Source organism: Blautia sp. An249 (assembly GCF_002159835.1).
Taxonomy (GTDB): domain Bacteria; phylum Bacillota; class Clostridia; order Lachnospirales; family Lachnospiraceae; genus Blautia_A; species Blautia_A avistercoris.
In genome coordinates, this window is sequence record NZ_NFJL01000007.1 from 58,221 (window position 1) to 71,813 (window position 13,593).

Here is a 13,593-nt window from a genome sequence, read left to right on the forward strand (position 1 = left end):
AAGAGATAATAATGGATAAGAAAAAAGCAGTTGTTATTTCTCTGGGAGCCTTTTGCCTCCCTGTGGTTGTTATGTTAGGTATTTACTGGGCCAGGGGGATTTACCCCTTTGGCCCTTCTTATATTTTAACCATTGATATGAACAACCAGTATGTGACCTTCTTTTCTTACTTAAGAGAAATTCTGAAGGGAGAACACAGTTTCTTCTACACGTTTTCCAAAACTCTGGGTGGAGATATGACAGGACTTTCCGCTTATTATTTATTAAGTCCTCTGAACGTGGTTCTGTGTTTCTTCTCTACAGAGATGCTTCCGGTGGGAATTGAGATTCTTACCCTGTTAAAGCTGGGACTTTGCGGACTGACCATGAATCTGTTTCTAAGCAGAAAAAAATCTTCCTGGATGACGGTGCTCTTTTCTGTCTCCTATGCTCTGATGTCCTATGGGATTGTGTATCAGCAGAACCTGATGTGGTTAGATGGAGTTTTACTTCTTCCTCTGGTACTGTGGGGGATTCATAAGATTATGGAAGGGAAACCTTTCCTTCTGTATGTCTTTGCCCTGACCGGATCTATTTTAACCAATTATTATATTGGATTTATGATCTGTATCTTTTCCGCCATTTATTTTTGTTATCTGCTGCTGGCAGGAGAGAGACAGGAAAAAGTGGGGAAAACCCTGGGAAAATTTGCGGGAGGTTCTGTTTTGGCGGCGGGACTGAGCAGTTTTCTGCTTCTTCCCGTGTTCTTCTCTCTGCAGGGAGGAAAGGCCGGTTTTTCTCTGGATGTATTAAGTTTACAAAAAAGTTTCCACTGGAGCGACTTTTTCCTGAAGCTTTTTATTGGAAGTTTCGATTATAGGGAGATTCAGACAGGACTTCCCAATGTTTTCTGCGGAATGGGCGTTTTGTTTCTGGCCTGTCTTTTCTTTCTGGTAAAAGGAATTTCCCTGCAAAAGAAACTGGCAGCTGCGCTGGTGATGGTAGTATTATATCTGTCTTTTTATATAGACGGATTCAATTTAATCTGGCACGGTCTGAATTATCCGGCCTGGTTTCCCTACCGGTACAGCTTTGTATTCTGTGCCTTCCTTATCCTGCTGGCCCGGGAGGCTGCCGGCGTACTGCAAAAGGAACACGGCAAACGTCTTCTGCTGATTACAGGAGTACTTCTGGCGCTGTTTTCAGGGCTTGCTTACTGGGCTCTTCACCAAAACGCCACCTTCCTGACCAAAGAAAAACTTCTTCTCAGTGCAGGAATATTTGCAGGAAGCGGTCTGCTGTGGCTCGTTTACCGGGAGAAAAAATCTCAGAAGGCAGCAGGAATTTTGCTGGCGCTTTTATGCCTTGGAGAACTTTTTCTTAATGGCCGGTACTGCCTGGAGGAATTTCACTATCAGGGAACCGAGACCTATGCACAGGAAGTGAAAGATCCCCAGGCAGCAGTGGATTTGGTGAAGGAACAGGACTATGGATTTTACCGGATGGAGAAGACCTTTTCCAGAGGCCAGAACGATCCCATGCTCTTCGGATACCGGGGGCTTTCCCATTACAGCTCTACGGAAAAAGACTTTGTAAAGTACTTTATGGGCCAGACCGGATTTCGTAATAACGGAAACTGGAGCTATTATAACCGGGGAAGTACTTATGCAATGGATGCTCTGCTGGGGGTTAAATATGTGCTTACAAGGGACACGCTCGGACAGGGATATGAAAAGATGCAGGAGTATCAGGGGATTTCTGTTTATGAAAATCAGTATGCACTTCCTATAGGTTTTCTGGCCGACAGCGGCGTTACGAAAACGGGAATAGATGAAGAAAAGAAACTGAAACTGCAAAATCAGATATGGAAGGCCCTGAGTCCCGAAACAGAGGAAGAATTGTTTGAGCCGGAAGGAGCCTTCGGGATAAAAACGGTGAATGTGATTCCTTCAGAGGAGAACGGGGAAACTCATTACCGGAAAACAGACCCGCAAAAGCCAGGCTATATCCAGTATATTTTTACGGCTCAGAATACAGATCCCGTATTTGCGTACATTCCCTGTTCTCAGATGAAAAAGGTAACGGCAGCCGTAAACGGAAGGTATCTGGGAGCTTACTTTGACGTGTATCAGTATGACATTATGCGTCTGGGAAGTTTTGAAAAAGGGGAACAGGTAACGCTGACCTTTTCTTTGCAGGAGGAAGAGGTGTTTATGGGTGAACCGGAATTTTACAGCCAGAACATGGACATAATGCAGCAGTATTATGATTCCCTGAAGGGCGGATTTCTACGGGATATTCAGGGAGAGGATACGAAGATCACAGGAACCGTGGAAAATGACGGGACCAGAGATACCATGCTCTTTACCATTCCTTCAGATTCTTCCTGGCATGTCTGTATAGACGGGGAAGAAACCGGGACGGAGACAGCCTTTGATACCTTCCTGACCGTAAAAGTGCCCAAGGGAACGCATAAGATAGAACTCAGGTATCAGCCGGCGGGGTGGAAAGGAGGAATCCTGACGAGTGCATGCAGTCTGGGAATCCTGGGATTCTGTCTTGTGCACTGTCACAGAAAAAAACGGAAGTAAAATATATAACGCAGGGTTCCTGAAAAGGAGTCCTGCGTTATTTTAAAAGGAGTCTGAATATTAAAGAAAAATAAATTATCAGAAAAGAAAGGAAAATTTGAATAAATAAACAGTTTAAACAATGAAATAATATACAAAGAGAATTTATTGGAAAAATATTTAAAAAATGTATTGACAAATATAAAGGGGTCTGGTATGATACAACTATCAAAAGAAACAAGCTTATACAAAAGAAAAACATTCCATTCATAGTATATATGTTACATGAAGAGGATGAAAGTAAATGGATAGGAGGTAGATTCCAGTGGGAAAGTAAGAAAACAATTATCAATATGAGAGTGATTATACCTGGCAGTTCCTGCAAGAAAGACCTGATACAAGAGAAACAGTAGGAGAAAAATCTTAAATGAAGATTAGAAGTGTATGATAGGTTATAGAAGCTGGTACTCATATTGAATAGTAATCACAAAGCTGATACAAAGGATCTGAAAGATATGTAAAGAAATATCGTTTCAGAAAGTATAACTACTTATATAGAGTGTACCTTTATCAATGATTGAGAAAAAGATTTTATGATTGATTTAGAAGCGTAAAGATAAAAAGTCTTACACATTCTGTAATGATTAAAATAAGAAAATTCGACAGAAGATAAAGAGAAATATAAGCAAGATATTTTGAGATCCATATAAAATATGAATCGAAACTTTGCATCAGAAGCTGTCAGAAGGACAGTAAGAAGAAAGGCGCATACCAAAAAAGAGAGGCAGTATCAAATCGGAAGAGTGGATTTGGAATTGCTTATATCTTATAGGATGGAGACCTTTACAAAAACTTAAATTATAAATCGTGAGTTATAATTTAAAAAATCTATAGAACTTTCTAAATAATGAGAAGATGTCAATCAAATCGTTATGAGCAGGAATGGTAAAATTTTATAAAAAGATTATTGAAAAATAATTGAATATAGAATGAAACTACATATAAATAAAAGAAAGGGAAGAAACGTTTAAGTTAAATTTTTCGGAAGTTTCTGAGTTTATATCAATAAGCCAAAGAAGAGGAAAAATAAATTGAATAATGAAGATTTTTAAGACGGCCGTCATTTTTGAAGAAGAAAATGATGGTCGTCTTTTGTGCGTAAAAGGATTTTCGGATATTTTTCTTTCCCTTTTGTGAACCATAGGGTATACTAAGTCTGAAAAGGAGCGAAGAAGATGAAACCGGAAGATATGATTATTTACGAGGACAGGGAAATTCTGGTGTGTTATAAAGAAGCCGGAATCCCGGTACAAAGTGCCAATATTCAGGTGCAGGACCTGGAAAGCATGCTGAAAAACTATCTGCGATCTCCCTATCTTGGAATTATCCAGAGACTGGATCAGCCTGTAGAGGGACTTTTGGTTTTTGCGAAAAGTCCGGAAGCGGCCAAAGGATTAAACAGACAGATGCAGGAGCAGAAAATTCAGAAATACTATCTGGCGGTAACCCAGTCAGTTCCTTCCGAAAAAGAAGGGAAACTGGAAGATTATCTGATGAAATCCAGAGACAGAAATACGTCTCAGGTTGTAAAAAAAGGAACACGGGGCAGCAAAAGGGCATATCTGGAGTACCGGGTTCTGGAAGAAAAGGACGAAAAGGCCCTGCTTCAGGTTAAGCTGGGGACAGGACGGCATCACCAGATTCGTGTGCAGACGGCACATGCTGGTTTTCCCCTATGGGGAGACCAGAAGTACAACCCCCTGGCAACAGCAGAGTTTGGACGAAAAATTTTCCCTGCACTTTGCGCCTGGAAGCTGGAGTTTACCCATCCTGCAACAGGAAAGAAACTGTGTTTCCGGAAAAAACCGGAAATGGAAATTTTTCAGAAGTTCGCTACTGTTATAGAAATGGAATAAAATTCTGCCATCCTCTCATACTAAAAGCAAATGTCATAAGGTGTGGTGATGAGATTGCAGGTGGAATGGAAACGGAGACTGTGTATTGCAGGAATTATAATTGGCGTTTATTTATCCTTTCGGTATTTACTGCCAGTTTTAATTCCTTTTTTAATTGGCTGGGCGTTGGCATCCTGGGTATATCCTCTGTGTGCAAAAATTGAAAAAAGAACTCATATCCCCAAAAATGTTACGGGAACCGTTTTGATGATTGCGGTTTTAGGCATCCTGGGTCTGCTGTTCTGGAAAGGGGCCGGGATCTTTTTCCAGCAGATTAAGACGGCGGTGGCCAATTATGACCGGATGGCAGACTGGCTGGAGAATCTGCTGGATCAATGCTGCAGAAGTCTGGAGAGCCTGCTGGGAATATCCAGCTCAATTAGCCGGGAGTATATTCTTGGCGGCATGGAAGCAGTGCAAAAGAAAATGACAGAGAGTTTCCGGCCGGAGGCTTTTCTGCGGGCGGTATCCTGCCTGAAATCCGTTCTGCTTCTTTTGTCTGCAGTGGTGGTGACACTGATAAGCGGAATTTTATTCCTTGGGGATATGGAAGTGATGAAGCGCAGGATACAGGAATACTCTATGCTTAGGGGAGCGCGAAGGGTGGTAAGAAGGCTGAAGAAGACTACGGTAGTCTATTTAAAAGCCCAGTTTCTGATTATAATTTCGGTGGCCGCTGTCTGCTGTGTGGGATTCTGGATGATGGGAAGCCCCTATTATCTGGTGCTGGGGTGCGCGATCGGACTTCTGGACGCGCTGCCGGTAATCGGCACAGGAACTTTTCTCTATCCGGCGGCCCTTCTTTTTCTGGTTCGGGGCGAGTACGGCATTGCCATAGGATGTGTGGCTCTGGATGTGGTGACCAGCCTTATTCGGGAATTTATGGAGCCCAGGCTGTTGGGGAAACGCCTGGGGATCTTTCCTGTAGTGATTCTTGCCTCTGTATATGTGGGCTTTTGGATCTATGGTCCTCTGGGATTTATACTGGGACCGCTCTCTTTATCTGTGGTTTATGAAGTTGGCAAAGAATGGGACGTGTGGGACTGAAAACAGGTAAAAATGAAAAAAGTATGAAAACTATAGACGGATTCTATTTTTTGTGTATAATGAAAAAAGTAATAGAGGCGTCGGTGTACACCCACGCTGTGGTCGGATTTTTACCGGATAAAGGAGAGGTAAACAGTGAAGAGAAAATTGGCAGTAATTCTGTGTACCGCAGTATTATTGGGAACGATGGCAGGATGTGTACAGAGTGCGAAGGCGGAAAGGAGCAGCACACAGGTTTCTTCAAGTGCGGTACAGACTCAGGAAGAGGCGAAACAGGAGACGGCAGTTACCCCTTCGGCATCTCCGGAAACAGAGGAGGAAGAAGCAGTTCTGTCTCTGGAAGGAGTGCCTGTGGAGAAAGGCGCACAGATTGCAGTAGTTGCAAAATCGGAAAAAGGCGAATACTGGGAGCGGATAAAAGAGGGGATGGAAGCCGTTGTTGAGAAAATAAACACAGAGAACGGACTGGAAAAAGACGAAAAGATAACACTGACCTTCGAGGGTCCGGACGATGAGGCGGATGTGACGGACCAGATTAATATTATCGATGCTGTTCTGGCAGAGAATCCTTCGGTACTGTGTCTGTCGGCAATCGATGCGGATTCCTGTGAGGCTCAGATTGATACAGCAAGAGAAAACGGAATTCCGGTGATCCTGTTTGATTCCGGTGTAAACAGTGAAGGGATTACAGGCTACTGCGGTACCGATAATAAAGCGGCGGGAGCTCTGGCAGCGAAAGAATTATGTGAAGAGCTGGAAGAAGAAGGACAGATCGCTGTATTTTCCCAACTGGGGAAGGCACAGAATATCAAACAGAGAGTAGAAGGTTTCACAGAAGAAATCGGGAAACATTCCGGCGTGAAAGTTGTAGAGACGGTTTATCAGGACGAACTTCGCAGCGGAGATATTAAGACGGTTATCAAAGGGATTATTGAACAGTATCCCCATCTGAAAGGAGTATTTTGCACGAACATGGAGATTGCGGATATCTTTCTGGAAGTTCTGGGAGAATATCCGGATCTGGATTTGAAAGTGGCAGGCTTTGACGGGGATTCCGGTCAGCAGAAGGCAGTGGAAGACGGAACGGAAATCGGCATGGTTTCCCAGCAGCCCTTCCAGATGGGCGTGGAGACAATCTGTATGGCGCTGAAGTCGTTGGATGCGGGAACAAAAGGACTGGAGGAAAAGAATGTTTATGTAGATACTGCCTGGATTGATGCGGACAGTTTGGGGCTGGAAGAATATCAGAAATATTTATATTAATAGAATCAGAAAATTTGGAGAAAATAAAGCGGGAACTAAAATTAAGAAAAAGTTCCTGCTTTTTCTTTTGAAAGAAAAAATATTCAGAGAAACTGAAAAAGATTGATTAAAAATTATCAAATTCGTCCAAAATCGTTGCTTACTAAAAATATTTATGGTAAGATTTTACTATATAACGACAAAGGTGGTGATCAGATGGTACAGGAAACGATACAAGTTGTGAAGGAAACGGAAGCGAAAGCCGAGCAAATTCTACAAGAAGCAAAAGAACAGGCCGAAAAACTGACAGAACAGGCAGTGGAGCAGGCCCGGCTTTTGATAGAAAGCGAAGAGCAGACCGCCCGTAAACAAGCAGCATCTGATTTGGAACAAGCCAGAAACCAAGCCTTAAATATGCAGGAGGAGTCAGAGAAACAGGTCGAAAAAGAAATCGAGGATCTGAAGAATCAGGCTTTCCAGAAGAGTGAGGCGGCAATTCTGGAGGTTCTTGCGGGATTGTATTGAGCCATCAGGAAATTGACAGTAAAGGAGGAATGTGGATATGGCAATATTGCAGATGCAACGATTTAGTATCTGCGCGATGAAGAAAAACCGTAAAGCCATATTAGAGGAGCTGCAGTCATTGGGAGTTATGGAAGTTAATACTGCGAATCTGGAAGAGAGTGGACTGAACAAGATGAACACGACGGAAGCCAGACAGAAATTTGAAAAAAATTCAACACTGGCAGATCACGCTCTGGAAATTTTGGATGAATACAGTCCTCAGAAGAAGTCCATGTTTTCTTCTTTGGCAGGAAAAGAGCTGGTAGAAAAAAGCAAGTATGAAGCGGTGGTATCCGGTCAGGCAGAACTTGTAAAGACGGCAAATCAGCTTTTAAGCTTGAAGAAAAAACTCTCAGAAAACAAAGCGTCAATTGTGAAAAAAGAAACACAAATTGAGGCTCTGGCTCCGTGGATGAATCTGGATGTACCCCTGTCCTTCAGTGGAACTGAGAAGGTGGCTGTTATTATCGGCAGTATCGGGGGAGAAGTTACGCTGGATGAAATCTATCAGAATCTGGCAAAGGAAGATCCTGAGCTGGAGGCATTTGATATTCAGTGTATCTCAAAGGACAAAGATCAGATTTGTATTGCGGCTGTCTGTATACGCTCTGAGGCTGCCCGGCTGGAGGAAGCTCTCAGAACCACAGGATTTGCAAGACCTGCATTAAGTACCCGCCGGGAGCCGGCAGCAGTGAAGAAAGAACTGGAACAGGAGATTGCAGATCTGCAGGGAGAAATCAAGCAGATAGAAGAAAAAATTATCAGTTACGCCCCGAAAAGGGAAGAACTGGAAATCCTTTCCGACTACTACCGAATGAGAGCGCAGAAATATGAGGTGCTGGGGGATTTGCCTCAGTCCAGACAGACCTTCGTTCTCAGCGGTTATATTCCGGCCAGACAGGCGCAGGCCCTGAAAGATCATCTGACTGAGAAATTTGATTTAGTAGTGGATATTGAAGACCTGAAAGAAGAGGAAGAGCCGCCGATTCTTTTGAAAAATAATAAGGTGGCAGGATCTGTGGAAGGCGTTTTAAGTTCCTATGGCTTACCGCAGATTTCAGAATTTGATCCGTCTTCCATCATGGCAGTCTTTTATATTTTTTTCTTTGGACTTATGCTTTCGGATGCGGCTTATGGGATTCTGGTATTCGCCGGATGCGCCATTGCACTGAAGAAGTTCCCGAGAATGGAAGAAAGCATGCAGAAAACACTTCGCATGTTTATGTACTGCGGACTATCCACACTGTTTTGGGGACTGATGTTCGGAGGATTTTTCGGAGACGCCATAGCGGTGGTATCCAGAGTATTCTTTGGACATGAAATAGTTTTAAAACCGCTCTGGTTTGAGCCATTGAGCAATCCTATGAAGTTATTAATCTTTTGTATGCTGTTCGGTGTGATTCATCTTTTTACCGGGTTGGGAATCAAAGGATACCTGTGTATTCGGGATAAGAAGTATCTGGATTTCTTCTGCGATGTGGTACTCTGGTACTGCTTTTTAATTGGACTGATTCTGATGCTTCTTCCAAGTCAGATTTTCGTATCCATGTCACAGATGAATATTGTATTTCCGGCATGGGCCAATACCCTGGCTAAAGCGCTGACGATTATCGGTGCGTTGGGGCTGCTGTTGATGTCCGGCAGGGACAATAAGAATCCGGCTCTCCGTCTGGCGCTGGGGGCATACGATATTTATAATGTTACCGGCTGGCTGAGCGATGTGCTTTCCTATTCCCGTCTGCTGGCTTTGGGTCTGGCAACAGGAGTTATTGCTTCCGTTATCAACAAAATGGGAAGTATGATGGGCGGAGGAATTATTGGCGCAATCGTATTTATTATTGTATTTATTATCGGCCATATCTTTAATATGGCGATTAACTTGCTGGGAGCTTACGTACACACCAACCGTCTTCAGTTTGTGGAGTTTTTCGGAAAATTCTATGAAGGCGGCGGAAGACCGTTCCAGCCATTTAAATCAAAAACGAAATATGTAGATATTAAGGAGGAAACGAGTTTATGAGCGAATTAGGTTTAGTTTATGCATTGTTGGGAGCAGCTCTTGCGGTATTGCTGGCAGGCGCGGGATCATCCATTGGAGTAGGAATTGCCGGACAGGCAGCTTCCGGTGTTGTTACAGAAGACCCCGGTAAATTTGCGAAAGTTTTGATCATGCAGCTTCTTCCCGGTACTCAGGGTATTTACGGACTGCTGGTTGGATTTATTACTCTTTCTAAAATCGGTCTTTTAGGAGGAACTCCGGTCGCTTTAGATCCGAAAACGGGTCTGTTAATTTTAGCAGCATGTCTTCCTATCGGTGTAGTCGGATTGATCTCCGGTAAATCTCAGGGACAGACTTCTGCCGCAGCCATTGGAATTATTGCAAAGAAACCGGATCAGTTCGGTAAAGCAATGCTTTTCCCGGCTATGGTTGAAACCTATGCAATTTTAGCCCTTCTGATTTCTATTCTGGCGGTAAATGCAATTCCAGTTTAAATCAGGCGGTAACCATAAGGAAAAGGAGAGCTTTCAATGACAGGATTAGATAAAATGATTAACCAGATTCTGGATGAAGCGAATAACTCCGCCAAAGAAACCCTGGAAGAGGCCCGCGAAAAAGCGGAAGAGATCATGAACCAGGCAAGGGAAGAGGCCAATAAGAAAAAAGAAGAGATCCTGAAAAAATCTCAGGATGAAATTGAAACCTATAAGGAAAGAGCAGCTTCTTCTGCAGACCTGAAGAGAAGAACGGCTTTGCTGGAGGCAAAACAGGAAATTATTTCACAGGTATTAGCCCAGGCATATGAAAAGTTTATCTCCCAGGAAGAAAGTCAGTACTTTAAATGTGTAGAAGAAATGCTTGAGAAATTTGTATTGGCTCAGAAAGGGGAAATTTACTTCTCTCAGAAAGACTTAGACAGGATGCCTTCCGGATTTGCAAAGAAGATGGAAGAGATTGCCCGGGAAAAGGGCGGTCAGCTTTCTCTGTCTGAAACAGCCAGAAAGATAGACGGCGGATTTATTCTGGTTTATGGAGGAATTGAGGAAAATTGTTCCATAAAAGCCATGTTTGATTCCAGAAAAGAGGAATTACAGGACAGGGTGCATAAGGTATTGTTTGCATAAAGCGCAGATCCGCGAAAAGGAGGTTATGATACTATGTCGGACAATCAATATACCTACGCGGTAGCGCGAATTCGAGCCAAGGAGGTTTCCTTATTCTCACAGGCCACAATTGAACAGCTTCTGGCGTGTAAAGACGAGAAGCAGTGTCTGCAGTTTTTAGTGGAAAAGGGCTGGGGAGAAGCGGATACTCCTATGGAGGCGGAAGCAATCTTAACACGGGAAAAAGAGAAAACCTGGGAACTGATGCGGGAGCTTGTGAAAGATATGTCAGTGTTTGACGTGCTTACTTATCCGGATCTGTTCCATAACCTGAAAGCAGCCATTAAAGAAATTGCCACAGAGGAAAAAAATCCAAATATTTTTTATAAAGATACTGCAGTCAGCGGAGAGGAAATGATGGAGATCATTTCTGCCAAAGATTTTTCCAGGCTTCCCGAGAATATGAGGGAGGCGGCAAAAGAAGCTTATGAGACACTGCTTCATACCAGAGACGGGCAGCTTTGTGATATTATTATTGACCGGGCTGCGCTGGATGCCATCTATCAGGCCGGGAAAGAATCGAAAGACGAGATTATCCGCGATTATGCGGAGTCAACTGTGGCAGTGGCTGATATTAAGATTGCAGTGCGTTCACAGAAAACCGCAAAAACAATGGACTTTATGAAAAAAGCAATGGCAGAATGCGATTCTGTCAGTGTGGAACTACTGGCGCGGGCTGCACTAAGCGGCATGGACGCCATCGGAGAATACTTATCGGGAACCGCCTATGCAGAAGGGGCTCAGGCTCTGGCAGAATCTCCTTCCGCATTTGAACGCTGGTGCGATAACCGGATTATTCAGACGATTCATCCGCAGCTTTATAATTCATTTACAATAGGTCCTCTGGTTGCCTATGTACTGGCACGGGAAAACGAAATTAAAACGGTAAGAATTATTCTATCCGGCAAGCTCAACGAACTGCCGGAGGAATCCATCCGGGAAAGGGTAAGGGAGATGTATGTATAAGATTGCAGTGATTGGCGATTACGATAGTATCTATGGTTTCGCTGCACTGGGGCTGGACACATTTCCTGTACAGACCCAGGAGGAAGCAAAACAGAAATTTAACAGGATTACGGCAGGAGATTATGCGGTAATCTATATTACAGAATCTCTGGCAGCGAAGCTGGAGAAGGAAATTGAGAAATTCCGGGGAGAATTACTGCCGGCCATTATACAGATTCCGGGTATTTCCGGAAACACCAAAGCGGGTGTGGAAGGAGTTAAGAAAACCGTGGAACAGGCAGTTGGCTCAGATATTCTCTTTAGTAATCAATGACAGGAAAGCAGGTGATTTGTCCAAATGAGCGTAGGAACAATTAAAAAAGTGGCAGGACCGCTGGTTATCGCTGAGGGCATGAGAGATGCGAATATGTACGACGTGGTTCGTGTAAGTAATCAGCGATTAATCGGTGAAATCATCGAAATTCACGGGGATGAAGTTTCCGTACAGGTATACGAGGAGACTTCCGGACTGAAACCGGGTGAACCGGTAGAATCCATGGAAGTTCCCTTATCCGTAGAACTGGGACCGGGACTGATTACCAGTATTTACGATGGAATTCAGCGTCCTCTGGATGATATTATGAAAGTATCCAACAGCAACAGCTTAAAGAGAGGCGTGGAAGTTCCCTCTCTGAAACGGGATAGAAAATGGAAATTTGTCCCGGTTGCCAAAGCAGGAGATCAGGTGGAAGGCGGAGACGTCTTAGGTACCGTAGAAGAAACGATTGTAGTAACACAAAAAATTATGGTTCCTCCGGGAATGAAAGGAACTGTAAAAGAAATTAAAAGCGGCGAATTTACTGTAGAAGAAGTAGTTGCGGTTCTCTCCACAGAAGACGGAGAGAAAGAACTGACCATGATGCAGAAATGGCCGGTACGTAAAGGCCGTCCTTATCAGAGAAAACTGCCTCCCCAGATGCCTCTGGTTACAGGACAGCGAGTCGTAGATACTATGTTCCCGATTGCCAAGGGTGGTGTGGCTGCCGTTCCGGGACCATTCGGAAGCGGAAAAACGGTTATCCAGCATCAGCTTGCAAAATGGGCGGAAGCGGATATTGTGGTTTATATCGGCTGCGGCGAGCGTGGAAATGAAATGACAGACGTTCTGAATGAGTTCCCTGAACTGAAAGACCCCAAGACAGGACAGTCCCTGATGGAAAGAACGGTTCTGATTGCAAATACATCGGATATGCCTGTGGCTGCCCGTGAGGCATCCATTTATACAGGAATTACCATTGCAGAATACTTCCGTGATATGGGGTATTCCGTAGCGCTGATGGCAGACTCCACCTCCCGTTGGGCAGAAGCTCTTCGAGAGATGTCCGGTCGTCTGGAAGAAATGCCGGGTGAAGAAGGTTATCCGGCGTATCTGGGTTCCCGTCTTGCTCAGTTCTATGAACGTGCAGGACATGTTATCTGCAGCGGCAAGGATGCAAGAGAAGGTGCCCTGACCGCTATCGGCGCCGTATCTCCTCCGGGCGGAGATATTTCCGAGCCGGTATCCCAGGCAACCCTGCGTATCGTAAAGGTATTCTGGGGACTGGACGCCAACCTGGCTTATAAGCGCCACTTCCCTGCGATTAACTGGCTGACCAGTTATTCCCTGTATCTGGATAATGTAGGCCCCTGGTTCAATGGAAATGTGGCGGAAGACTGGATGGAACTGCGCCAGAAGATGATGACCCTTCTGCAGGAAGAAGCAGAACTGGATGAAATCGTAAAGATGGTAGGTATGGACGCTCTGTCTCCCCAGGACAGACTGAAAATGGAAGCGGCGCGCTCAATCCGTGAGGACTTCCTTCATCAGAACTCTTTCCACGAGATTGATACCTATACTTCTCTGGAAAAACAGCATTATATGATGCTTCTTGTACTTGCTTTCTATGAAAAATCCCGGGAAGCACTGGAACAGGGAGCACAGATCAATGATTTAGTGAAAATGGATGTAAGAGAAAAAATCGGACGTTATAAATATACGGAAGAACAGAATCTGACCAGCGAATACGAAGCGGTTTCCAACGCGCTGGCAGCAGAAATTGCAAATGTATTAGGAAAGGGGGACCAGTAAA

At 44.1% G+C, this 13,593-nt stretch carries 11 protein-coding genes; all 11 read left to right on the forward strand.

The features are described 5' to 3' along the window. Nucleotides 1-11: 11 nt before the first annotated feature. The 11 genes from B5F53_RS08305 (at nucleotide 12) to B5F53_RS08355 (ending at nucleotide 13,592) form a co-directional block, all read left to right on the forward strand. Nucleotides 12-2,570: a YfhO family protein gene (locus tag B5F53_RS08305; RefSeq protein WP_087222263.1), complete on the forward strand. Its 2,559-nt coding sequence runs from the start codon at nucleotides 12-14 to the stop codon at nucleotides 2,568-2,570. A gap of 1,214 nt (nucleotides 2,571-3,784) precedes the next feature. Beyond that, a complete protein-coding gene (locus B5F53_RS08310; protein WP_087222265.1) occupies nucleotides 3,785-4,465 on the forward strand; it encodes an RluA family pseudouridine synthase in 681 nt (226 codons plus the stop codon). 48 nt (nucleotides 4,466-4,513) lie between these two features. Next, nucleotides 4,514-5,551 carry an AI-2E family transporter gene (locus tag B5F53_RS08315; RefSeq protein ID WP_087222267.1) on the forward strand — a complete coding sequence of 346 codons (1,038 nt, stop codon included), beginning with the start codon at nucleotides 4,514-4,516 and terminating at the stop codon, nucleotides 5,549-5,551. A 135-nt stretch (nucleotides 5,552-5,686) separates the two neighbouring features. Next, nucleotides 5,687-6,814 carry a substrate-binding domain-containing protein gene (locus B5F53_RS08320; RefSeq protein WP_087222269.1) on the forward strand — a complete coding sequence of 376 codons (1,128 nt, stop codon included), beginning with the start codon at nucleotides 5,687-5,689 and terminating at the stop codon, nucleotides 6,812-6,814. Between the two features lie 102 nt (nucleotides 6,815-6,916). Then, complete coding sequence (locus B5F53_RS08325; RefSeq protein WP_140398228.1) at nucleotides 6,917-7,318, forward strand: ATP synthase F0 subunit B; 402 nt, start codon at nucleotides 6,917-6,919, stop codon at nucleotides 7,316-7,318. Nucleotides 7,319-7,355: 37 nt separating this feature from the next. Further along, a complete protein-coding gene (locus B5F53_RS08330) occupies nucleotides 7,356-9,377 on the forward strand; it encodes a V-type ATP synthase subunit I (protein WP_087222273.1) in 2,022 nt (673 codons plus the stop codon). Beyond that, the gene (locus B5F53_RS08335; protein ID WP_087222275.1) at nucleotides 9,374-9,850 is read left to right on the forward strand and encodes a V-type ATP synthase subunit K; all 477 of its coding nucleotides are present in this window, start codon (nucleotides 9,374-9,376) and stop codon (nucleotides 9,848-9,850) included. The genes B5F53_RS08330 and B5F53_RS08335 overlap by 4 nt, the downstream gene beginning before the upstream one ends. 36 nt (nucleotides 9,851-9,886) lie before the next feature. Continuing rightward, nucleotides 9,887-10,480 (forward strand): V-type ATP synthase subunit E, encoded by a 594-nt coding sequence (locus tag B5F53_RS08340; protein ID WP_087222277.1) that lies wholly within the window; start codon nucleotides 9,887-9,889, stop codon nucleotides 10,478-10,480. 33 nt (nucleotides 10,481-10,513) lie between these two features. After that, on the forward strand, nucleotides 10,514-11,485 hold the full coding sequence (locus tag B5F53_RS08345; protein WP_087222279.1) for a V0D/AC39 family V-type ATPase subunit: 972 nt from the start codon (nucleotides 10,514-10,516) through the stop codon (nucleotides 11,483-11,485). Beyond that, the gene (locus B5F53_RS08350) at nucleotides 11,478-11,798 is read left to right on the forward strand and encodes a V-type ATP synthase subunit F (RefSeq protein WP_087222281.1); all 321 of its coding nucleotides are present in this window, start codon (nucleotides 11,478-11,480) and stop codon (nucleotides 11,796-11,798) included. Before B5F53_RS08345 ends, B5F53_RS08350 begins: the two co-directional genes overlap by 8 nt. Before the next feature lie 24 nt (nucleotides 11,799-11,822). After that, on the forward strand, nucleotides 11,823-13,592 hold the full coding sequence (locus tag B5F53_RS08355; RefSeq protein WP_087222283.1) for a V-type ATP synthase subunit A: 1,770 nt from the start codon (nucleotides 11,823-11,825) through the stop codon (nucleotides 13,590-13,592). Nucleotide 13,593 lies beyond the last annotated feature (1 nt).

What these genes read in the sequence shown, in the direction of transcription:
- B5F53_RS08350 (WP_087222281.1), top strand. Translation starts at nt 11,478, where the DNA reads ATGTATAAGATTGCAGTGATTGGCGATTACGATAGTATCTATGGTTTC.
- B5F53_RS08340 (WP_087222277.1), top strand. Translation starts at nt 9,887, where the DNA reads ATGACAGGATTAGATAAAATGATTAACCAGATTCTGGATGAAGCGAAT.
- B5F53_RS08310 (WP_087222265.1), top strand. Translation starts at nt 3,785, where the DNA reads ATGAAACCGGAAGATATGATTATTTACGAGGACAGGGAAATTCTGGTG.
- B5F53_RS08335 (WP_087222275.1), top strand. Translation starts at nt 9,374, where the DNA reads ATGAGCGAATTAGGTTTAGTTTATGCATTGTTGGGAGCAGCTCTTGCG.
- B5F53_RS08355 (WP_087222283.1), top strand. Translation starts at nt 11,823, where the DNA reads ATGAGCGTAGGAACAATTAAAAAAGTGGCAGGACCGCTGGTTATCGCT.
- B5F53_RS08315 (WP_087222267.1), top strand. Translation starts at nt 4,514, where the DNA reads ATGAGATTGCAGGTGGAATGGAAACGGAGACTGTGTATTGCAGGAATT.
- B5F53_RS08305 (WP_087222263.1), top strand. Translation starts at nt 12, where the DNA reads ATGGATAAGAAAAAAGCAGTTGTTATTTCTCTGGGAGCCTTTTGCCTC.
- B5F53_RS08330 (WP_087222273.1), top strand. Translation starts at nt 7,356, where the DNA reads ATGGCAATATTGCAGATGCAACGATTTAGTATCTGCGCGATGAAGAAA.
- B5F53_RS08345 (WP_087222279.1), top strand. Translation starts at nt 10,514, where the DNA reads ATGTCGGACAATCAATATACCTACGCGGTAGCGCGAATTCGAGCCAAG.